Origin of the sequence: Methylobacterium mesophilicum SR1.6/6 (assembly GCF_000364445.2) — a bacterium.
Lineage (GTDB): Bacteria > Pseudomonadota > Alphaproteobacteria > Rhizobiales > Beijerinckiaceae > Methylobacterium > Methylobacterium mesophilicum_A.
Map to the genome: position 1 here is coordinate 3,130,511 of NZ_CP043538.1, position 21,110 is coordinate 3,151,620.

Below are 21,110 nucleotides of genomic sequence, written 5' to 3' on the forward strand. Positions count from 1 at the left end.
AGCTCGAATGCCTCACCGTGCGAAGGATGTCGGGAATCCGTATGGACCGGACGCGTGTCAGCCGCGGCAGTATCCATCGGCGCCGCCGTGATCAAGGCCCGGCGTGAAAATCAGAGCAGTTCCAAATTGTTACGCGAAAGCTCTGCCGTTTGCGGCGTTGCGCAAAAGTCCTGCTAATAATTGCCATTTCATCCCAATAATCGCGGCCGTCACTGATCCGGCCAATAGCTCCGGGTCCCTTGATGCTCCGAGGGCCCTTGGCCATATCTCCGAGTCGCCGCGGCCCCCGGCCCGGTGGAGCGCTGTCCCGTGCGGGCTCCCTATCGCTGAGGTGCTCGTAGGTTCTCGGGATGCGGCAAGTCCCTGAGATCGGAGGCCTCGCCTTCTGGATGACGGCCGCGATGACACGAACTTCGCCCTTCGGGCACCCTTTTCTGCTCGGCTTCGACGAGATCGAGCAGGCCCTCGACCGCGTCTCCAAGGCCGCCAACGACGGCTACCCGCCCTATAACATCGAGCGCCTGCCGCGGACCGAGAGCGAGCCCGAGCGTTTCCGGATCACGCTGGCCGTTGCCGGTTTCACCCGCGATCAACTCGACGTGATGCTGGAGGAAAGCCAACTCGTGGTTCGCGGCCTACAGGTTGACGAGCGCGAGCGGCATTTCCTCCACCGCGGCATCGCAGCACGCCAGTTCCAGCGGACCTTTCTTCTCGCGGACGGCATGGAAGTCCTCGGGGCCGATCTCGCAAACGGTCTTCTGTCCATCGACCTCGTCCGGCCGGAACCGGACCGGATCGTGCGCAAGATCGATATCGGCGCCCGCGGCTGAGCCCGATTGATCCAGCCGCGGGGATCCCCACATAGCGTTCAGGCCGCTGGTGCCTTGAAGGACCGGCGGTGGACGCTCTGCCACCCCAGGAGGGCTATGATGACCGCTCTGAATCCGTCGCCCCTGACGCCCGCCGACCTCGATCCCGCCGATTTCGAGGCTGCCGATCTCGCGGCCCTGGGAGAGGGCCACATCGCTTACGTCCGGCCGATCCGGTCCGACGACGTGCGCCGCTTCTTCCCGCAGGCCCCCGAGCTGACCCCGGGCCTCGACCTGTTCGCGTTGCTCTCCGCGAGCGGCGCGCCGATCATGCTCGCCGATTCCCGAGACGTCGTGCTGGCCAATGCCGTCGCGCACGACCTGCAGCCTGTCAGCCTGCACTGAGGCCTGGACGGGCCCGACCGGTCAGGCAATCTCCGCGACAGCCGCCTGCAGGCGCGCGATGTCCTGCATCCGCGACAGGCGGTGGTCTCCGTCCGCGATCAGCGTGAGCACGGTCCCCTCGGCGGGCAATTGGCTGAGGATCCTCAGGGCGTGCGTGTACGGCACGTCGGTGTCGCGCATGCCCTGAAGGATATGGATCGGGCAGCCCGGATCGAGCGCGCCGTCGAGCAGGCAGTTCCGGCGGCCGTCCTCGATCAGGTTGAGGGTGATCGGGTCCGGCTCCGGCGCGTAGTCGCTTGGCCGCCTGAGAACCCGGTCGCGCACCAGCATCTCGCGGGCCGCCTCGCTCAGACGCTTCCAGATCAACTCCTCGGTGAAGTCCAGGGCCGGCGCGATGAGCACGAGGCCCGCGAGCGTACCCCCCTGGGCCGCGTGGGCGCGCGCCGCGAGGCAGGCGATCCAACCGCCCATCGACGAGCCGACCAGGATCGGAGGCGCGTCGACATGGGCGCTCAGCACCGCCTGCGTATCCTCCAGCCATGAGGAGATCGTGCAGTCCGTGAAGCGGCCGCTCGACTCGCCGTGGGCGGCATAGTCGAACCGGATGAGCTTGCGTCCCGTCGTGGCCGCCCAGGCATCCAGGGCCGTGGCCTTGGTGGCGGTCATGTCCGAGCGGAAGCCGCCGAGCCAGACGACCGGCGGCCCGGCTCCATCGCGCACCCGCACCGCGATGCGGCGAGCGGCGCTGCCCGTGCCGACGTTTAGGAACTCGGGCCCTGTTTCGGTCATCGTCCTCTCCGATATCCCCATCCGCGCGCGGAAGAAGTCCTGTCGTGACCGGGCAGGCTTCAACTTCCGTTTACCGGACCGTAAAGCCCGGCGGCGATGCTGGAGCAATGGCAGCGAGCTTTTGGCAGACACCGGCGGGAGGCATGCGCCTCCGCATCGGCGAACCGCGGGTGAGTGACGTGACCCGTGACGTAACCCCTGGGCTGTCGGTCTTTCCGACCGAGATCGGGGCGCTGGCGGGCGCCCGGATCCTTCAGATCATCCCTGAGCTGGAAGCGGGCGGCGCCGAGCGGACGACGGTGGATGTGGCCGGCGCCCTCGCGGCGGCGGGCGCGCGCGCGTTGGTGGCCACTGAGGGCGGCCGGCTGGTCGGTGAGCTGCAGGCGAAGGGCGGTCACTGGCTCCGGTTTCCCGCGGCCTCAAAGAATCCGGCGCGCATGGCGGTCAACGTCCTGCGGCTCATGGCCCTCTGCCGGCGCGAGGGCGTGCAGGTCATCCACGCCCGCTCGCGCGCGCCCGCCTGGGTGGCCCTGGGCGCCGCGCGCCGCCTCGGTCTTCCCTTCGTGACGACCTATCACGGCAGCTATTCCGGCCGGACCGGCGTGAAGGTCCTGTACAACTCCGTCATGGCCCGCGGCGACGTGGTCATCGCGAACTCGCGCTACACGGCGGACCTGATCCATCAGCTCCACGCCGAGCAGGCCGGCGAACGGGTGCGGGTCATCCATCGCGGCACTGACCTCGCGATCTTCAATCCGGTCGCCGTCGGGGCGGTTCGGGTCGAGGCGCTGCGTCGGGCCTGGAACGTGGCGCCGCACGAGCGCGTGATTCTCCTGGCGGCTCGCCTGACTGCCTGGAAGGGCCATCGCGTCCTCATCGAGGCGGCCGCCCAGATGCGCGACCGAGGCGTCCCCGACCTCGCAGTGGTGCTGGCGGGCGATCCTCAAGGCCGCACCTCCTACGAGCGCGAACTTGACGGGCTGATCGCGGCGCGCGGGCTCGGCGGCATCGTGCGTCGCGTCGGCCATTGCACGGACATGCCGGCGGCCTTCCGGGCCGCCTCCGCGGTGGCGGTGCCTTCGGTGGAGCCGGAAGCCTTTGGACGCTCGGCTGTGGAGGCGCAGGCGCTCGGCACGCCCGTGGTGGTCTCCGACCTCGGCGCCGTGCCCGAGACGGTCTTGGCGTCGCCGGATGTGCCGAGCGGCCAGCGGACTGGCTGGCGCGTGCCGCCCGGGGATGCTGCCGCGCTCGCGACGGCGCTCACCGAGGCGCTGTCGCTGGGTGCGAGCGCCCGAGATGCGCTCGCCCGCAGGGGGCGGGCGCATGTCGAGGCGCACTTCTCGCTGGAGCGGATGGTCGGCGACACCCTCGCGGTGTACGCCGAGCTTCTCGGCCGCGCGCCCTGAGCGGAGCGCGATCAGCTTCGCCGCTCGGCCGCGTCCTGCTGTGCGAGGACCCCTTTGGCGGCAAACGACCCGTTGAGGGCGGCCGGGAAGCCCGCGCAGACGGCCATCTGCATCAGGATCTCGACGATCTCGGCGCGCGACAGGCCAACGTTGAGGCTGGCCACGATGTGCACCTTGAGCTTGGGCGCCGCGTTCCCGACGGCGGCCGGCACGGTGACGGTGGCAATTTCCCGGCTGCACAGGTCGAGCCCGGGCCAGGAGCAGGTGTCGCCGAACGGAAATTGGATCAGGTAGCGGGCTAGGTCCGGCGCAATCTCCACCGGGCAACGATGAGCGCCTCGCCGGCGTGCCCGTCGATCTTTGAAAGCGCCTGTGCTCCGCGTTCGCAGCGGCTCAAGTGCGGAACTGGTGCCTGCGTTATGGATGATCCTCTCGTCAGGACCGGCGTGGCCGGTAATCATCGAGTCGAGGACGATGAGGCGGTCCAGAAAGTTGGCCACGCGCCGCCGCACCTGTTCCCGATGGTGCTCGAGCCGCCGCTGTTGTTCCGGACTTGTTGCCGCTTCCTGCACTCGCGGATCGGCGTAGCGGAGAATCTCGCTGATCGGCATCCCGGTGGCCATGAGCCGGCCGGGAGCGATCGACGTCAGGATCGATGCGTCGTAGTCCCGCCGTCCGGATCCGTCCTGATCGGCTTAAGGAAGCGGCCCGAGCCGCTCGTAGTGGCGGAGGGTGTGGGCCGACAGACCGGACCGCTTCGCGAGGTCGCCGATCTTCATGAACGCCTGTTCTCGTCACGACGCGACACAGGTACCGCTTCGAGCGCGCCTCAGGTCAAAGTGCCCGAAGGCGTCCCGCAGCCGAGGACGCACGAGATTTTGCTCCCGCTGGACCGATTATTTCGTCCTGCGTCTGCCGAGACCGTTGACTCTGGCCGCGCTTCTCCCAACGTTGTATGTCCGGATGAGACCGGAGCGGCTGGCGGTCAGGAGATCCTCCCGGGGGTTGTCCGGTCCGCCGTTTCGTCGTTGCAGCAGGAGATCGAAGCCATTCGTAGACCGATGAGAGCCATGCCGGCCCCGCAGAAGGACGGGCCGCGCGCCAACCGCGATATTCGCGGGGTGCGGGAAGTGCAGCTGATCGACGATACCGGGCAGAACCGCGGTGTCGTTGCCTTCTTCGACGCGCTGAACCTTGCCGAGGAAGCCGGTCTCGATCTCGTGGAGATCGCGCCGAACTCCGTGCCGCCTGTCTGCAAGCTGCTCGATTACGGGCGCTTCCGCTTCAACGAGCAGAAGAAGCAGAACGAGGCCCGCAAGCGCCAGAAGACCGTCGAGGTGAAGGAGATCAAGCTCCGCCCCGGCATCGACAAGCACGACTACGACACCAAGATGAAGTCGGTGCACCGCTTCTTCGAGGAGGGCGACAAGGTCAAGGTGACCCTTCGTTTCCGCGGTCGTGAGATGGCTCACCAAGATATCGGCCTGCGCCTGTTGGAGCGCGTGAAGAGCGAGACCGCCGAGATCGCCAAGGTCGAGAGCGAGCCCATGCTCGAAGGCCGGCAGATGATCATGATCCTCGCGCCGCGCTGATCGACCCGACCTCGAGAGTTCGCGCCGCCTCCTGATCGAGGCGGCGTTTCTGTGTGCGGCCGCTTCCGCGTCGAGCCGCGGAGGCTTATGGGCTGCCCATGGCCCTCACCTCGGACGAGATCGAACGCTACGCCCGCCACCTCGTGCTCCCCGAGATCGGCGGTCCCGGCCAAGCCCGTCTTCGGGCGGCTCGGATCCTTGTGGTCGGGGCCGGGGGGTTGGGCGCGCCGCTGATCCAGTATCTGGCCGCCGCCGGGATCGGCACGATCGGCATTGTCGACGACGACACCGTGTCGCTCTCGAACCTCCAACGGCAGGTGATCCACGGGACGCCGGATCTCGGCCGGCTCAAGGTCGAGAGCGCCGCTGACGCTGTGGCACGCCTCAATCCACACGTGCAGATCGTCCCGCACGTTCTGCGGATCGATCCCGACAATGCCGTCGACCTGATCAGCGCCTACGACCTGGTCGCCGACGGGTCCGACAACTTCGCCACGCGCTACGCCGTCTCCGACGCCTGCTTCCGGGCGCGCCGTCCGCTGGTGACGGCGGCGCTCGGCCGGTTCGACGGTACGCTCACCACGATCCGCGCGCACGAGGCCGCTCCGGACGGGACGCCGAACCCGTCCTATCGATGCCTGTTCCCGAACCCGCCGCCGCCCGGGAACGTTCCGGCTTGCGCGGAGGCCGGCGTTCTTGGGGCGCTAGCCGGCGTGATGGGCTCGCTGATGGCCATGGAGGTGATCCGCGCGGTGGCGGATTTCGGCGCGCCTCTGGTCGGGCGCCTTCTCATGGTCGATGCCCGCGCGATGCGGTTCGAGACGCTCACTTACGGCTGGGATCCCGAGAACCCGCTCAGCGGGACGGCGGTCTCAGCCGAATAGTGGCCCCGGCGGCATCCACGGACCCTCCGCGTCGACTTTGCCGAGGCAGCATTTCTTGAACTTCTTGCCCGAGCCGCAGGGGCAGGGATCATTGCGCCCGACATCCTTGAGCGGGTTGCGCTGGGGCTCGCCGGCGCCCTCGACAGTCCAGTCGAGCGCATCCACCGGATCATCCAGGTAGCCGTACTGGTACGGACCGAGGCGGTCCCGATCCTCCGGTTTGGTCTCCGCCTTGCGGAGGGCTTCTTTGAACCAAGCGGCGTCGCTGATCTCGTCCGTGAGACGCCCGTCCGCCCGGGCCGCCGCGGCCCGTGGGGCGAGATCGCGGAAGCCGAGATGGGCGATCGTCTCCTCCCAGCCAGCCCAGACCGGCGCTTCCTCGACGGCGGCCTGGGCGTCGTCGAACCGCACCAGCAGGTCGTGCATGGCGGCGCGGTCGATCCGGCCTTCCAGGGTCAGGAAGGTGCAGGCGGAGAGGAGCGCCATCCGGACGTAATCGTCAGCCGTGCTGTCCAGGATCAGCCGGAAGAACGGCGCGCGGTCGCCGTCGAACAGGCTCGCCAGGACCTTCGCCAAGGTCGCCGTGACGGCGTCGCCGAGCACGGCGTCGAGGTCTTCCTCGTCCTGCCGCATCAGGCGCAGGAGCGGCGCCAGGGCGCGCGCGTCCCGGGCATGGGCCATGACGTGAAGGCCCCAGAACAGAAGGTTGGTCTTCTCCGGACTCAGCTCCTGCCGGTCGGCCGCCGCCTCGAGCAGCGGCAGGGTCGCCTCGGCGACGGCGGCCGGATGCTTCAACGCCTCGCGCAACGCCGCGGTCGGCCTGTGCTCGGCCGCCGCGAGATCGTCGATGAGCAGGGCGATCCGGTCCATGCGGTCTTCCTCAACTCCGGAGTGTCGCGCCCGTCTTCCGCGACACTTCGGCGACGATCCTGGCGCTCACCGCCTCGATCTCGGCATCGGTCAGGGTGCGCTCCACCGGCTGCAGCCGCACCGCGATTGCGACGGACTTCGCGCCCGCTGGCACGCCCGGCCCCTCGTAGAGATCGAAAACGTCGATTCCGGTCACCAGCTTGCGATCCGCGCCTTGTGCGGCCTTCACGAGGTCGCCGGCCGGCACGTCGCGGCCAACCACGAATGCGAAATCGCGCGACAGCGGCTGAAACTCAGGGAGCGACAGGGCCGGCTTAGCCTTGGTCGGCTTGTGCTTGGGCAGCGGCAGGGCGTCGAGCACGATCTCGAAGGCCACGAGGCTCCCCTTGAGATCGAGCGCCTGCAGGATCCGCGGATGCACCTCGCCGAACCAGCCGAGCTCAGTCTTGGGTCCGAAACGCAGCGTGCCCGAGCGGCCGGGATGTAGCCAGGACGGGCCGCCGGCCGTGATCTGGAGGCCGCCTGTCGGTACCCCGAGGCTGCCGAGAAGGGCCAGGGCGTCGGCCTTAGCGTCGAAGGCGTCGACGGACTTTGCTGATCCGTCCCAGTGTCGCCCCGCTCCGGCCAGTGTGCCGCAGCCGCGGCGGACCCCCGCCGCGCGGATGGTCTGGCCCTCGGGTTCGTCAGAGGCGAAGCACTGGCCGACCTCGAACAGGGCCGCATCGGGATAGCCGCGGTCGGCGTTGCGCTGTGCCGCTCGCAGAAGCCCTGGCAAGAGGCTGGGTCGCATGTCCGACAGCTCCGACGCGATCGGATTCGCCAGAATGAGGGCAGCATCGCCGCCGCCGAACAATTCGGCGTCCGCGTGCGGGACGAAGGACCACGTGACGGCTTCCATAAGCCCGCGACTCGCAAGCGCGCGCTTGGCGCTGCGGGTACGCTTCTGCATAGCGGTGAGCAGCGGCCGGCCGATCCCGGCGAGGCGGGGCAGAGGCTTGGCCTCGATCCGATCCAGGCCGGCGATGCGCACGACTTCCTCGACGAGGTCGGCCTTGCCCTCGACATCGGGGCGCCAGGACGGCGTGAGAACCTTCGCCCGGTCGCCGGTGCCCGAGACGTTGAAGCCCAGCGTCTCGAGGATCGCCTTCATCTCGGTATGGGGCACATCGATGCCGGCGAGGCGGCGAACCTCGGTCCAGGGGAAATCGATAATGCGCTCGGCTTCGGGCGGCGTGCCGGCGACCCGCGCCTGGGTCGGCGTGCCGCCGCAGAGATCAACGACCAGGCGCGTCGCGAGGTCGAGGCCCGGCAGCGTGAAAGCCGGATCGACACCGCGCTCGAACCGGTAGCGCGCATCGGTGATGATGCCGAGGCGGCGGCCGGACTGGGCGATGTTGGCCGGATCCCAGAGCGCCGACTCGATCAGCACATCCGTGGTACCGGCATCGCAGCCGGACTGCTGGCCGCCCATAATCCCGGCGATCGACTCGACGCCGCGCGCGTCGGCGATCACCACCGTATCGCCATTGAGCGTGTAGGTCCGGCCGTCGAGAGCCATCAGGCTCTCGCCGTCCCGCGCGCGCCGCACTACCAGCGCGCCCGAGACCTTCGCAGCGTCGAACACGTGCAGCGGCCGTCCCCGGTCGAAGGTGACGTAGTTGGTGATGTCAACGAGCGCATTGATCGGGCGCAGGCCAATCGCCCGCAGCCGGGCCTGCATCCAGGCTGGCGACGGGCCGTTCTTCACGCCGCGCACCAGCCGCAGGGCAAACATCGGGGCGAGGTGCCGGTCGGATGCCGCGAAGGCCAGTTCGACCTCGACAGGGCAGGGGCCTTCGCCGCTTACCCCCGACAGGGTCTCGCGCTTGAGGGTACCGATCCCGGCGGCGGCGAGGTCGCGGGCGATCCCGTGCACCGAGGTGCAGTCCGGCCGATTCGCCGTCAGGTTGATCTCGATGACCGGATCGTCGAGCCCGGCGTAGAGCGCGTAAGGCTGGCCGATGGGCGCGTCGGTCGGAAGCTCCATGATGCCGTCGTGGTCGTCGCCCAGGCCGAGCTCGGCGCCCGAGCACAGCATGCCGCGGCTCTCCACGCCGCGAATCGCGCCCACCGACAGGGTGATGTTCTTGCCTGGGACGTAAGTGCCGGGCGGCGCGAAGACCGAGACGAGGTCGGCCCTGGCGTTCGGGGCGCCGCAGACCACCTGCACGGGCGCGCCCGCGCCGGTGTCGACGGTGCAGACCCGGAGCCGGTCCGCGTTCGGGTGCTGCTCGGCCGTCAGGATCCGGGCGATCACGTAGGGCTTCAGCGCGGCGGCCTTGTCCTCGACGCCCTCCACCTCCAGCCCGATCCGCGTGAGAGTCTCGGCGACGGTGTCGAGGGAGGCCTCGGTGTCGAGGTGGTCCTTGAGCCAGGAGAGGGTGAATTTCATGATGGACCTTCGAGAGCCCTGGTATCGGCTCGACCGTCGGAGGAACAGGATCGCGGGGTCGTCGCCGGGGCCGGAGGGCCGCGGCGGGGCCGGGACGGCTCAGCCGGTGAGGCCGCCCACAAGGCTCGGCACGTCGAGCGGGCGGAAGCCGTAATGGTCGAGCCAGCGGACATCCGCCTCGAAGAACGGACGCAGGTCCGGCATGCCGTATTTCAGCATGGCGATCCGGTCGATTCCGACGCCGAAAGCGAAACCCTGCACGACATCCGGATCGAGGCCGCAGTTACGCAGCACGTTCGGGTGGACCATCCCGCAGCCCAGGATCTCGAGCCAGTCGTCGCCCTCGCCGAAGCGGATCTCGCCGCCTTTCCGCGAGCACTGGATGTCGACCTCCGCCGAGGGCTCGGTGAAGGGGAAGAAGGAGGGGCGGAAGCGCATCTTCACGCCGTCCACCTCGAAGAAAGCTTTGCAGAACTCCTCCAGCACCCATTTCAGGTTGGCGATGTTGGCAGTCTTGTCGATCACCAGTCCCTCGACCTGATGGAACATCGGCGTGTGGGTCTGGTCGGAATCGTGCCGGTAGGTCCGGCCAGGGATGATCACGCGGATCGGCGGCTCCTGCGACCGCATGGTCCGCACCTGCACGGGCGAGGTGTGGGTCCGCAGCACCTTGCGCTTCCCGTCGCGGTCCGGCGCCAGGAAGAAAGTGTCGTGCATCTCGCGGGCCGGGTGGCCGGGCGGGAAATTGAGGGCGGTGAAATTCAGCTCGTCCGTCTCGATGTCCGGACCCTCGGCGACCGCGAAGCCCATATCGGCGAAGATCGCGGTGATCTCGTCGATGACCTGCGAGATCGGGTGAATCCGGCCGCGGACCTCGGGGGCCTCGCGGACCGGCAGGGTCACATCGACCCGCTCGGAGGCGAGGCGCGCCTCCAGCGCGGCCTCGGCGAGTTCGGTCTTGCGCGCGGTGACGGCGCCTTGAACCCGGTCGCGCAGGCCGTTGATCAGCGGGCCGCGCTCCTTGCGCTCGTCGGGCGTCATCGCGCCGAGGGTCTTCAGCAGATCCGAGACGCTGCCCTTCTTGCCGAGCGCGGCGACGCGGACCGCGTCGAGGGCCGCCTCGTCCGACGCCGCGCCCACTTGGGCCAGGAGATCGCGTTCGAGGGTGTCGAGATCGGTCATCGCTGTCTTTGAGCAGGGTTGGCGGAGTCGGCCGTCGGGCCGTGCTCTCGCGCGTTGTGCGGCCCGGTGCAAGCGCGGGGCGCGGGACCTCGTAAACGACGAAGGCGCGATTCCCCGGGGAACCGCGCCTTCCGTCCGTCTCGCCCTAGGCCTGGATCAGGCAGCCTTGGCGGTGTTCTGCGGCAGCGCGGCCTTCGCCTTCTCGACGACGGCGGCGAAGCTCGCCGGCTCGTGGATCGCGAGTTCCGACAGGGCCTTGCGGTCGACGACGATGCCCGACTTGGCCAAGCCGTCGATGAAGCGCGAATAGGTCAGGCCATGCTCGCGGACAGCGGCGTTCAGGCGCTGGATCCAGAGCGCGCGGAACGTGCGCTTCTTGTTCTTGCGGTCGCGGTAGGCGTACTGCAGACCCTTCTCCACCGCCTGCTTGGCGATGCGGATCGTGTTCTTGCGCCGGCCGTAATAGCCCTTGGCGGCCTTCAGGACTTTCTTATGCTTCGCGTGACTGGTCACGCCGCGCTTGACGCGGGCCATCGGTTATCTCCTGGATTCGACGAAAGACAGTGGCAACGGGTGTCGAAGGCTTACCGCGCGTTCGGCAGGAAGTACTTCTTCACGTTGGCGGCATCGCCCTCGAACAGGGTCGTGGTGCCGCGCAGGTTGCGGATCTGCTTGGTCGTCCGCTTGATCATCCCGTGGCGCTTGCCGGCCTGGGCGTACATCACCTTGCCGGTGCCGGTGATCTTGAAGCGCTTCTTCGCGCCCGATTTCGTCTTCAGCTTGGGCATTTGGCTCTCCGTTGCGCGAAAACCCCTCAGACCGGCCCAGGTGGGTCGGATGCGGTTCGCGCGCTGATGCTTCTGGTGGAGCAGCACGAGCCGCCACGGCAGCCCTAATCGGCCGGGCGGTTCGACGCGGGGCGGCTTATGACAGAAAGCCGACGCGGCGGCAACGTCCCCGCTGCGGTGCGCTCCGTCGGAGATCGCCGATCTGTGTCCAGCGAGGGCGGAACGGAGCCGGGCGGTGGCTGTTCTGGTCCAGACCGCCCGCAATGGTGATTCGGAGGAATTCGGGGACAGCGAGCGCACTGCACAAAACGGTGCGCGACAAGGGGGTCGTCAGGAACCATAACCTTAGCCGTCAGTTTCATTCATGTCCCGCTCAGGCCGGCAGGGTTAGACCCCCCGTCAAATTCGGCCAACCAGGAGACACTTCGTGCGCATTGCCCAGATCGCTCCGTTGTCGGAGGCCGTCCCTCCGAAGTTCTACGGCGGCACCGAGCGCGTCGTCAGCTGGATTACAGAGGAACTGGTTCGCCAGGGCCACGAAGTCACGCTGTTCGCCAGCGGTGACTCACAGACGACTGCCAAGCTCGCGGCCTGCACACCGGAAGGTCTGCGGCTGCTCGGCTATCGCGACCACACAGCGAGCCACCTGGCGATGCTCCATCAGGTCCATCGCCGCGCGCACGAGTTCGATATCCTGCACTTCCACATCGACCTGCTTCAGTACCCGATGTTTGAGGATCTGAACCACAAGTGCATCACGACGATGCACGGTCGCCTGGACGTGCCCGACTTCATGCCGGTCTACCGCACCTTCACCGGAATGCCGCTGGTCTCGATCTCCGACAACCAGCGCCTGCCGATGCCGCCGACCTCGAACTGGCTGGCGACGATCCATCACGGCCTTCCGACCGAGAACTGCCCGTACTATCCAGAGGCGAAGGGTGGCTATCTCGCTTTCCTCGGCCGGATCTCGCCCGAGAAGCGGCCCGATCGCGCCATCGAGATGGCGATTCGGTCCGGCACGCCCCTCAAGATCGCCGCGAAGGTCGACAAGGCCGACCAGGATTACTGGGACGAGGTCATCGAGCCGATGATCCACCACCCGCTGATCGAGTATATCGGCGAGATCAACGAGGAGCAGAAGAAGGAATTCCTCGGCAACGCCCTGGCACTCGCCTTCCCGATCGACTGGCCGGAGCCCTTCGGCCTCGTGATGATCGAGGCGATGTCGGCCGGCACGCCGGTGATCGCCTTCCGTAATGGTTCCGTGCCGGAGGTCATCAAGGACGGCGTCGGCGGCGTTCTGTGCAACACCATGGACGACGCCGTGGCCGCCGTGGCGCAGGTGAAGGCCATGAGCCGCGCCGGCGTTCGCCGTCACTTCGAGAGCCAGTTCACTGCCGAGTGCATGGTTAAGAAGTACGTGGCCTCCTACGAGGAACTGTTGTCGCGCGGCGCTGACGTGATCAAACTGCCGAAGTCAGGCTTCAAGCCGCAATACGGCGAGGTGAACGGTTCGGCCCGCCCGGCGATCCCCGTCGCGGCGATGCCGGCCTGAAAACCGCCACCGGGCTTGCGAGGCAGGCCCGGCTCGGCCTAGCGTCTTAAAGGCGACTCATCCGTAGCGTGAACAGGGGCCGCCGCATCCGAGATGATGCGGCGGCCCTCTCGATTCGCACCCTCACAGACCCGGAGATGCCCTGCATGGCGGCAGAGAACTCGGCAGCGGCCCACGCAGCGACGGCCCGCGCCACGGCGGGTGTCGGAAGCGCGGCGCTCGGATTTCAGGACGCGGACGACGTGCTGCCGCCCTACCACATCGAGGCGCAGACCTCCCTGGTCGAGCGGCCACTGCGCTCGCTGAAGTTCGGCGAGGCCTTCGGCGTCCTCGATTCCTACGGCGATATCGGCGTCCAGCCGGGTCCGGAGGGTCTGTATTTCCAGGACACGCGCTACCTGTCGCGGCTGGAACTGACGGTCGAAGGTCAGCGCCCGCTGATGCTCTCCTCGGTGATGCAGGACGACAACGGCGCCCTCAGCGTCGACATGACCACGCCCGACATCCGCCTCGACGCCCACGACGAAACTTCGATACCCCGCGAGACGATCGCGATCGAGCGCACCAAATTCCTCTTTCGGGGCACCTGCTACGATCGGATCGGCCTGCGGTCGTTCGATTCGAAGCATCGCCGCCTGCGCATCGCCGTCACCTTCGATGCGGATTTCCGCGACCTGTTCGAGGTGCGCGGCACGGATCGCGGGCAGCGCGGCAAGCGCGGCGTCCAGGTGGCGAGCGATCGGGAAGTCCAGTTCCGCTATGTCGGCCTCGACGAGATCGTGCGGACGACGGCCCTGCATTTCGGGCCGAAGCCGGATCTGATCGAGCCGGGCCGCGTCCTCTTCGATGTGTCGCTACCGCCGGGCGGCCGCACCTCGCTCTTCATCCGCGTCGCCTTCGAGGCGCACCGTGCCTTCACCAAGCCGCCGACCGAGACGCTGGTGGGTGAGGATGCGGCCGCCAAGTTGACGCTGGCGGCGAATGCCGGCGGCGCCCGGCGCGAATTGCGCGACACCGGCGAAGGCACGGTGTTCGCACGCGCCTATCGCGACGCGCGCCGCGACCTGCGGGCTTTGACGGCCGGGATCACGACGATCATCTCGTCGAACGACCAGTTTAACGAGGGGCTCTGCCGCGCCACGGCCGACCTCTACATGCTGGCAAGCCGCACCCCCGAGGGGATCTACCCCTTCGCCGGCATCCCCTGGTACTCCACTGTCTTCGGCCGCGACGGCATCATCACGGCGATGATGGCGCTCTGGATCGACCCGAAATTCGCTCGCGGTGTCCTGCGCTATCTCGCCTCGACGCAGGCCAAGGCGGTCGATCCGGCGGCCGATGCCCAGCCCGGCAAAGTCCTGCACGAGACCCGCCGCGGCGAGATGGCGATGCTCGGCGAGGTTCCGTTCCGGCACTATTACGGCACGATCGACGGTACTCCGCTCTTCGTGATGCTCGCCTGGGAGTATTACGCGGTCACCGGCGATCTGGAGACGGTCCGGGCGATCTGGCCGGCCCTGGAACTCGCCCTCGAATGGATGGATCGCTACGGCGACCGGGACGGCGACGGCTTCGTCGAGTACGCCCGCGACACCGACAAAGGCCTTGAGAACCAGGGCTGGAAGGACAGCCACGATTCGATCTTTCACGCGGATGGACATCTGGCCAAAGGCCCGATCGCGCTTTGCGAGGTGCAGGGCTACGTCTACGCCGCCAAGCACGGCATGGCGAAACTCGCGGCGCTGCTCGGGCACGACGCCATGGCAGAACGCCTCACCGAGGAAGCGACGACCCTGCGCGAGCGGTTCGACACGGCCTTCTGGAACGAGGAGATCGGCACCTACGCGCTCGCCCTCGATGGGGCGAAGAAGCAGTGCGCTGTGCGCTCGTCGAATGCCGGCCACGCCCTCTTCACCGGCATCGCCAAGCCGGAGCGGGCGGCGCGGGTCGCCGAGACGCTGTTGTGCAAGGATGGGTTCAACGGCTGGGGCGTGCGCACCATCGCCAAGGGCGAGGCGCGCTACAACCCGATGTCCTACCACAACGGCTCGATCTGGCCGCACGACAACGCGCTGATCGCGATGGGGCTGGCCCGCTACGATCGCAAGCACGAGGCCGCGCGCATCTTTCAAGGAATGTTCGACACCTCCCTCTACCAGGACCAGAAGCGCCTGCCGGAGCTGTTCTGCGGCTTCATGCGCCGCAAGCAGCGCGGACCGGTGTCGTATCCCGTCGCCTGCAGCCCGCAAGCCTGGGCGGCCGCCGCGCCCTTCGCGTTCCTGGCCGCCTGCCTGGGCCTCGAACTCGACCACGAGCGCAACAGCGTCCGCCTCAAGAATCCGATCCTGCCGGGATTCCTCGACGGAGTGACGCTCTACAACGTGAAACTCGGCGGCTCGCGCCTGGACATTCGGTTCCAGCGTTACGACGACGACGTCACGGTCTCGGTTCCGCGCCGCCAGGGAGACGTGCAACTCATCGTCACCAAGTAAGGGCATCCCATAGGGGCTCCCACGCGCAGCCCGCTTCGGGGTAAGCGGGCCGCGCGGCATGTCACGCCGCGCCGAGGACGGGTTCATGCCGGCTGATCACGATGCTCCGCACGCCGCCCTGCGCCTCGCGCAGGACCTGATCCGCTGCCCGTCCGTGACGCCCGAGGATCGAGGCGCCCTCGATGTGGTCGCCGATGCGCTCCGGCCCGCCGGCTTCGCCATCGAGCGGCCGGCCTTCTCGGAACCCGGGTTCCCCGACACGCCGAACCTCTACGCGCGCCTCGGCCAGGGTGGCCCCTGCCTGGTCTTCGCCGGTCACACCGACGTCGTTCCGGAGGGCGACGGCGCGTGGCGCCACGGTCCGTTCGACGGCGCGGTGGCCGACGGGATGCTGTACGGGCGGGGTGCCGCCGACATGAAGGGCGGCATCGCCTGCATGCTCGCCGCGACGCTGGCATTCCTGGAGAAGCGCGGTTCCAGATTCGACGGCTCCATCACGTTCCTGATCACCGGCGACGAGGAGGGGCCGGCGGTCAACGGGACCGTGAAGTTGCTGGACTGGGCACGGGCCCGGGGCGAGCGCTTCGACCACTGCGTGCTCGGCGAGCCGACCAACCCTGGGCGGCTCGGCGAGATGATCAAGATCGGCCGGCGCGGCTCGCTGACCGGAAAGCTCACCGTACTGGGCCGCCAGGGCCACGTGGCCTATCCCCACAAGGCGGAGAACCCGATCCCAGGGCTGCTGCGGCTCGCCTCTGCGCTGGTCGCCGAGCCCCTCGACGGTGGGACGGCACATTTCGATGCCTCGAACCTGGAACTCACCACGATCGATGTGGGCAATCCGGCAACCAACGTGATCCCGGCTACCGCCCGGGCGACGTTCAACGTCCGCTTCAACGACGACTGGACAGCGGAAAGCCTGGGTGCCGAGATCCGGCAGCGCCTGGAGCGGGCAGCCGGAAATTCCGTCTCGTTCACCCTCGACCTCCAGCCGTCGAATGCGCCCGCCTTCCTGACGCGCCCGGATCCCTTTGTGAATCTCGTCTCGGAGGCGATCCGGGCGGAGACTGGCCTGACGCCGGTTCTCTCGACCTCGGGGGGCACGTCCGATGCGCGCTTCATCAAGGATGCCTGTCCGGTGATCGAATTCGGTCTCGTGGGCGAGACGATGCATCAGGTCGACGAGTGCGTGGCGGTCGCCGACCTCGAGCGCTTGACGGCCATTTACGGCCGGGTGCTGGAAGCATATTTCAGCGCGCCCAGCCCCTGTTGAGCCACCCGAAATAAGCGTCGGCTACGCTGTTCAGTGGCGGCCTGCTCGCGCCCGGGAACCGTCTGCTTTTCCGACCGAGGCGATCGCCGACCGCAATATAGATTTGACGAAGTCGTTGAACATGTGGATCGTCAAGTCTTAACTCTATGCTTCGCCGTACGACGGCAGCAGCGCTTGTCTTGTCAAGGCCTTCAGTCGGGATCAATCCAGAACCGAGAATGACCCGACCAACTTCCAAAAGTAAGGCATCGTTCTCGACTTCGTCGTCCGTCGCGAGACGTTCAAGATCGAACAAGGTGCGCACGCCCAGCGGCCACAGCTTGACGATTTTATCGCGTCCTACTGAACAGCAGAGCTGAGCCTGGGCGACCCAGTCCATAATCTGGTACACGCCAAAGGGCGTTTCCACGAATAGCATCAGCGGATTGGCGGCCGCTAGATTCTGCGTCGAATGAATGTGATGATCTTCAAGTCGTGAGCGAATATCGCTATCGACTCCGTCAATGATCTCGATTGGCGTTATCTTGAAGGCTTGGAAGACCTCTCCTTCTTCATGCTTGAAGTTTTTGAGCTGGTCGCGCTGGATGACCCATCGCAGGGCGACATCGGGCATGATTCCGACCACGAAGCACGCTGTGATCACAACCCCGAGGGCGATTGCAGGCGGTTGATGACCCATGAGCGCGAAAACCGGCTTCGCGATCTCGCCACCTACATTCGTCAGGACGATCGTGATTATCGGAGCCAGAGCTACGCTCAAAAGGATTTTGATCGTTTCAGAACCGATTGCTGCGGGGCTCAAATCGAAATTTCTGATTGCACGTAGCAAATTCCGTAAGGCGGTTATGTAGCTGCTGGCGAACGCGGCACACATTCCAAGGAGCCAGAGTTCGGAGAGGCTCCCTGACTTTGGGTAGGCTACGTCCGACCAGATCAGTTGGCTGGGCGCGGTGGTGTAGGACGATAAAACATATAATAGCAGAGACAAAGAATAAAATGTCGCAAATCCGGCCAAAGCACTGAAGGGGCTGCACGCGATCAGCCAAGAGATGATCGAGAAATCTTTGCGTTTGCGATTGTGATCGATCCAATCAACGGTCCTGCGATGCGCGTCGCCACGAATGATTTCGGGGTCGCGCCCTCGTTTGTGGCCGACAAAGTATTTGTACTTCACAAATTCAAACGACGGTATCAGATGAATGCAGCCGTCGTCTCCGGAGTCGAATACGGTGGCGAGGTCAGTTATAATTTCTTGTCGCTGAATCTTAACAGCTTCCCGGATCGATATAAAAAAGCCGGGGTACAGAATCGAAAGTGCAGTGCAGGCATGGACTGCTGTTGCAAACGGTAGATCCATTCGGGCCCCCTCGAATCGCTCGCAAGTCTCAACGAGGCGAGTGTCTCAGATCGTCCGGAATTTTCAAACCTAAGGTTGCCAAGCCTCCGTCAGTATCACGCTTCTGCGTAGTCCACACCGACGAAGGTCAGTCCGGCGGCAGGCGCCAGAGGGCCGCACCGGCGCTTGTCGCCGGAGGCCAGGATGTCGGCCACGTCATCTGCAGATAGGCGTCCGCAGCCGGCGAGCATCAGCGTTCCGACCATTGCCCGCACTTGGTGATGCAGAAAGGAGCGCGCCGAGGTCGTCACCACGATCTCGTCGTGCAGCGCCATCGGGCCGCGAACGACCTCAAGTTGCTCAAGCGTGCGGACCGGACTGTTCGCCTGGCACTCGGCCGCGCGGAAGGCCGAGAAGTCGTGTCGGCCGATCAGGCGTCGGGCCGCCGCATGCATGAGGTCTGGGTCGAGGGGCCAAGGTACGTGCCAGACGTGTGCCCGGGTCAGCGCCGCGGGACTGCGCCGGTTGAGGATCCGGTACCGGTAGTGGCGCCGGATCGCGGAGTGGCGCGCGTCGAAGCTCTCGGGGACGATCTCGGCCGACAGGATTGCCACCGGCTGCGGCCGGAGATGCGCGTTCAGCGCGTCCCGCACCGTGTCGGTCCGCCATGCCTTGGCGAGGTCGACATGGGCCACCTGATGGATGGCGTGCACGCCGGCATCGGTCCTGCCGGCGCAGGTCAGCCGGGCCTCCTCACCGGAGAAGCGCGTCACCGCCGCCTCGATCGCCCCCTGGACCGTGGGATCTTCGGCCTGCCGCTGCCAGCCGCAGAACGGACCGCCGTCATATTCGATGACGAGCTTGTAGCGGGGCATCAGCCGAGACGGGCGCCGAGCGTCAGGCGGGCACCGCGGACGAATTCGGCCCCGCTCGCACTGCCGCCCTTGCCGGCGCGACGGAGCTCCGTCAGCCGCACTGCGCCTTCGCCGCAGGCTACGATGCCCTCGGCATCGACGAGCGTTCCGGCTCCGCCGGCCCCGTCCGTCTGGACCGCGCGAAGGACCTTCACCCGCTCGGGACCCTTCCCGAGATCTACCTCGAAGAAGGCGCCCGGGAAGGGCGAGAGCCCGTTGATGTGGTTCGCGACATGTGCGGCCGGGTGTGTCCAGTCGATCCGCGCCTCATCGTTGGTGATCTTGTGCGCGTAGACGACTCCCTCGTCCGGCTGCGGCGTGAAGGTGAGCGTGCCCCGGTCAAGGAGGCCGACGGCCTGCGCCATGAGGTCGGCGCCGAGCGGCATCAGAGCGTCGTGCAACGCGCCCGCGGTCATGCCCGGATTGATCGCAATCCGCGCTTCCATCGCCACGGGACCGGTATCGAGCCCGGCCTCCATGCGCATCACGCCGACACCACTCTCGGCGTCGCCCGCCATGACCGCACGCTGAATCGGCGCCGCCCCGCGCCAGCGCGGCAGGAGCGATCCGTGCAGGTTGAGGCACCCGTGCTTCGGCGCGTCGAGGATGGCCTGTGGCAGAAGCATCCCGTACGCGACCACCACGGCGACGTCCGCGCGATGCCCCGTGAAGGTCTCGGCGGCTTCCTCGGTGCGTAGGGTGGCGGGCGTCAGGACCGGCAGCCCGAGCGTCTCGGCCAGGGCATGGACTGGGGAGGGGCGCAGGCTCATGCCCCGCCCCGCCTTCGCGGGCGCGCGGGTGTAGACGGCCGCGATCTCGTGGCCGTCCTGCACGAGCCGCGCAAGCGTCGGCACCGCGAAGTCGGGTGTGCCCATGAAAACGACGCGCATCGTCGGATCAGGCCGCGTCGCGCTTGGCCGCCTTGGCGAACTTCTTGATCACGCGGTCACGCTTCAGCTTGGACAGGTGGTCGATAAACAGCACGCCGTTGAGATGATCGATCTCGTGCTGGATGCAGGTCGCGAGCAGCCCATCGGCCTCGATCTCCTGCTCCTTGCCGTCGAGGTCGCGAAACTTCACGCGGACCCGGTCCGGCCGCTCGACCTCGCCGTAATATTCGGGGATCGACAGGCATCCCTCGTCGTAGACGCGCTTTTCCTCCGAGGACCAGACGATCTCGGGATCGATGAACACCCGCGCTTCCCGGACGCCCTCTTCCTTCGACGTGTCGATCGTCACAACGCGCTTGGGCACGCCGATCTGGATCGCCGCCAGCCCGACGCCGGGTGCATCGTACATCGTCTCGAACATGTCGGCGACGAGGGTGCGGATCTCGGCGGTGATCAGCCCGACCGGATCGGAAGCGCGGCGCAGGACAGGATCGGGGAGGATGACGAGGGGGCGGATGGTCATGACAGGAACCGGCAGGGACAGCGCCGGGACGAGTCCGGGCAACGCGTCGAATAGGATGCGGCCGGGAACCGGTCAAATGACCGCCGACCCCCATTTCCCCGGCGGCTCAGAAGGCGGTGCGGCTGCGGATGGCGGCGGTCAGCGTCCCCTCGTCGAGATAGTCGAGCTCGCCGCCCACAGGCACGCCGTGGGCGAGGCGCGTCACCTTCACGTCGCAGTGCCGGATCGACTCCGTGACGTAGTGGGCCGTGGTCTGGCCATCGACGGTGGCATTCAGGGCGAGGATTACCTCCTTCACCTCCGGCTGCGCCACGCGCTCCACCAGGGTCGCGAGGTTCAGGTGCTCCGGCCGCACCCCGTCCAGCGCCGAGAGCACACCGCCGAGCACGTGGTAGCGCGCCTTCACGGCGCCGGAACGCTCCAGTGCCCAGAGGTCCGACACGTCCTCGACCACCACGAGCGTCGTCGGGTCGCGCTCCGCATCGCGGCAGATCGTGCAGGGATCCGAGGTGTCGACGTTGCCGCAGCTCGTGCATACGATGATCCGGTCCGCCGCGACCCGCATGGCGTCGGCGAGCGGTCCGAGCAGCGTGTCGCGCTTCTTGATAAGCTGAAGGGCGGCCCGGCGGGCCGAGCGCGGTCCAAGCCCCGGCATGCGGGCGAGGAGCTGAATCAGGCGTTCGATTTCGGGGCCGGCGACGGCTTGGGGCATCGTGCCTCGTGGTGCCTCTGGGCGGAAGACGAGCGGGCGCTCGGTATCGGCATAGCCGTCGGCGCCTGGCATGCAAGGGCGCATGGGCGCTGACGGGGGATGTGGGTATTCAAGAGCCGTTCTGCGCGCCCCGGTGATCGAGCGGGCGCGTCCGACTGCTTACAGACGGGGGTTCCTGCGTCGACAACTGTGATCTAGCCTGTTGGTACACGTTGCGGGCTCCAGGCGGAGCCCATAATGACAGCGAAGCTTCGCC

Annotated in this window: 21 protein-coding genes; 8 read left to right on the forward strand and 13 right to left on the reverse strand. The window is 67.2% G+C overall.

What is annotated here, in order from left to right; genetic code table 11:
• Positions 1–401 precede the first annotated feature (401 nt).
• Together MMSR116_RS14880 and MMSR116_RS14885 are read left to right on the forward strand one after the other, a co-directional pair.
• The gene (locus tag MMSR116_RS14880) at positions 402–830 is read left to right on the forward strand and encodes an Hsp20 family protein (RefSeq protein ID WP_039892541.1); all 429 of its coding nucleotides are present in this window, start codon (positions 402–404) and stop codon (positions 828–830) included.
• 99 nt (positions 831–929) lie between these two features.
• Entirely contained in the window at positions 930–1,214 is a 285-nt protein-coding gene (locus MMSR116_RS14885; protein WP_010682324.1) for a DUF1150 family protein, read from the forward strand.
• Between the two features lie 21 nt (positions 1,215–1,235).
• On the opposite strand, the gene MMSR116_RS14890 is transcribed toward MMSR116_RS14885, so the two are convergent.
• Positions 1,236–2,003: an alpha/beta hydrolase gene (locus MMSR116_RS14890; protein ID WP_010682323.1), complete on the reverse strand. Its 768-nt coding sequence runs from the start codon at positions 2,001–2,003 to the stop codon at positions 1,236–1,238.
• Between the two features lie 107 nt (positions 2,004–2,110).
• Here MMSR116_RS14890 and MMSR116_RS14895 point away from each other — a divergent pair, with 107 nt between their 5' ends.
• Positions 2,111–3,409: a glycosyltransferase gene (locus tag MMSR116_RS14895; protein ID WP_244625669.1), complete on the forward strand. Its 1,299-nt coding sequence runs from the start codon at positions 2,111–2,113 to the stop codon at positions 3,407–3,409.
• An 11-nt stretch (positions 3,410–3,420) separates the two neighbouring features.
• Here the strand turns inward: MMSR116_RS14895 and MMSR116_RS32390 are convergent, their stop codons facing one another.
• Both MMSR116_RS32390 and MMSR116_RS32395 read right to left on the reverse strand, forming a co-directional pair.
• The gene (locus MMSR116_RS32390) at positions 3,421–4,020 is read right to left on the reverse strand and encodes a carboxymuconolactone decarboxylase family protein (RefSeq protein WP_348529362.1); all 600 of its coding nucleotides are present in this window, start codon (positions 4,018–4,020) and stop codon (positions 3,421–3,423) included.
• 84 nt (positions 4,021–4,104) lie between these two features.
• A complete protein-coding gene (locus MMSR116_RS32395) occupies positions 4,105–4,188 on the reverse strand; it encodes a MerR family DNA-binding transcriptional regulator (RefSeq protein ID WP_348529366.1) in 84 nt (27 codons plus the stop codon).
• 291 nt (positions 4,189–4,479) lie between these two features.
• On the opposite strand from MMSR116_RS32395, the gene infC reads away from it, so the two are divergent.
• Positions 4,480–5,001, forward strand: coding sequence for a translation initiation factor IF-3 (infC, locus tag MMSR116_RS14905; RefSeq protein ID WP_010682320.1), 522 nt, complete (start codon positions 4,480–4,482; stop codon positions 4,999–5,001).
• A gap of 98 nt (positions 5,002–5,099) precedes the next feature.
• The gene (locus MMSR116_RS14910; RefSeq protein WP_010682319.1) at positions 5,100–5,885 is read left to right on the forward strand and encodes a HesA/MoeB/ThiF family protein; all 786 of its coding nucleotides are present in this window, start codon (positions 5,100–5,102) and stop codon (positions 5,883–5,885) included.
• Here the strand turns inward: MMSR116_RS14910 and MMSR116_RS14915 are convergent.
• The 5 genes from MMSR116_RS14915 to rpmI form a co-directional block, all read right to left on the reverse strand.
• Positions 5,874–6,755 carry a DUF1186 domain-containing protein gene (locus MMSR116_RS14915; RefSeq protein WP_010682318.1) on the reverse strand — a complete coding sequence of 294 codons (882 nt, stop codon included), beginning with the start codon at positions 6,753–6,755 and terminating at the stop codon, positions 5,874–5,876. The two genes, MMSR116_RS14910 and MMSR116_RS14915, sit on opposite strands and share 12 nt — an antisense overlap.
• Before the next feature lie 10 nt (positions 6,756–6,765).
• The gene (gene pheT / locus MMSR116_RS14920; RefSeq protein ID WP_010682317.1) at positions 6,766–9,186 is read right to left on the reverse strand and encodes a phenylalanine--tRNA ligase subunit beta; all 2,421 of its coding nucleotides are present in this window, start codon (positions 9,184–9,186) and stop codon (positions 6,766–6,768) included.
• A 99-nt stretch (positions 9,187–9,285) separates the two neighbouring features.
• Entirely contained in the window at positions 9,286–10,368 is a 1,083-nt protein-coding gene (pheS, locus tag MMSR116_RS14925) for a phenylalanine--tRNA ligase subunit alpha (RefSeq protein WP_010682316.1), read from the reverse strand.
• A gap of 156 nt (positions 10,369–10,524) precedes the next feature.
• The gene (rplT, locus tag MMSR116_RS14930) at positions 10,525–10,902 is read right to left on the reverse strand and encodes a 50S ribosomal protein L20 (protein ID WP_010682315.1); all 378 of its coding nucleotides are present in this window, start codon (positions 10,900–10,902) and stop codon (positions 10,525–10,527) included.
• Positions 10,903–10,952: 50 nt separating this feature from the next.
• Positions 10,953–11,156 carry a 50S ribosomal protein L35 gene (rpmI, locus tag MMSR116_RS14935; RefSeq protein ID WP_007561407.1) on the reverse strand — a complete coding sequence of 68 codons (204 nt, stop codon included), beginning with the start codon at positions 11,154–11,156 and terminating at the stop codon, positions 10,953–10,955.
• Between the two features lie 427 nt (positions 11,157–11,583).
• Here rpmI and MMSR116_RS14940 point away from each other — a divergent pair, with 427 nt between their 5' ends.
• The 3 genes from MMSR116_RS14940 (at position 11,584) to dapE (ending at position 16,479) form a co-directional block, all read left to right on the forward strand.
• Positions 11,584–12,714 carry a glycosyltransferase family 4 protein gene (locus tag MMSR116_RS14940; protein ID WP_010682314.1) on the forward strand — a complete coding sequence of 377 codons (1,131 nt, stop codon included), beginning with the start codon at positions 11,584–11,586 and terminating at the stop codon, positions 12,712–12,714.
• Between the two features lie 146 nt (positions 12,715–12,860).
• Positions 12,861–15,206 (forward strand): amylo-alpha-1,6-glucosidase, encoded by a 2,346-nt coding sequence (locus MMSR116_RS14945; RefSeq protein ID WP_010682313.1) that lies wholly within the window; start codon positions 12,861–12,863, stop codon positions 15,204–15,206.
• An 85-nt stretch (positions 15,207–15,291) separates the two neighbouring features.
• Positions 15,292–16,479, forward strand: a complete 1,188-nt coding sequence (gene dapE, locus MMSR116_RS14950) for a succinyl-diaminopimelate desuccinylase (protein WP_010682312.1) — start codon at positions 15,292–15,294, stop codon at positions 16,477–16,479.
• On the opposite strand, the gene MMSR116_RS14955 is transcribed toward dapE, so the two are convergent.
• From MMSR116_RS14955 to recR, 5 genes are all read right to left on the reverse strand, one after another.
• Positions 16,457–17,836, reverse strand: coding sequence for a hypothetical protein (locus MMSR116_RS14955; RefSeq protein WP_010682311.1), 1,380 nt, complete (start codon positions 17,834–17,836; stop codon positions 16,457–16,459). The two genes, dapE and MMSR116_RS14955, sit on opposite strands and share 23 nt — an antisense overlap.
• 95 nt (positions 17,837–17,931) lie before the next feature.
• Positions 17,932–18,690, reverse strand: a complete 759-nt coding sequence (truA, locus tag MMSR116_RS14960; RefSeq protein ID WP_010682310.1) for a tRNA pseudouridine(38-40) synthase TruA — start codon at positions 18,688–18,690, stop codon at positions 17,932–17,934.
• Positions 18,690–19,619 (reverse strand): methionyl-tRNA formyltransferase, encoded by a 930-nt coding sequence (fmt, locus tag MMSR116_RS14965; protein ID WP_039892254.1) that lies wholly within the window; start codon positions 19,617–19,619, stop codon positions 18,690–18,692. Before fmt ends, truA begins: the two co-directional genes overlap by 1 nt.
• A gap of 7 nt (positions 19,620–19,626) precedes the next feature.
• Positions 19,627–20,142, reverse strand: coding sequence for a peptide deformylase (locus MMSR116_RS14970; RefSeq protein ID WP_039892252.1), 516 nt, complete (start codon positions 20,140–20,142; stop codon positions 19,627–19,629).
• Between the two features lie 106 nt (positions 20,143–20,248).
• Positions 20,249–20,854 (reverse strand): recombination mediator RecR, encoded by a 606-nt coding sequence (recR, locus tag MMSR116_RS14975; RefSeq protein ID WP_039892250.1) that lies wholly within the window; start codon positions 20,852–20,854, stop codon positions 20,249–20,251.
• Between the last annotated feature and the right edge of the window lie 256 nt (positions 20,855–21,110).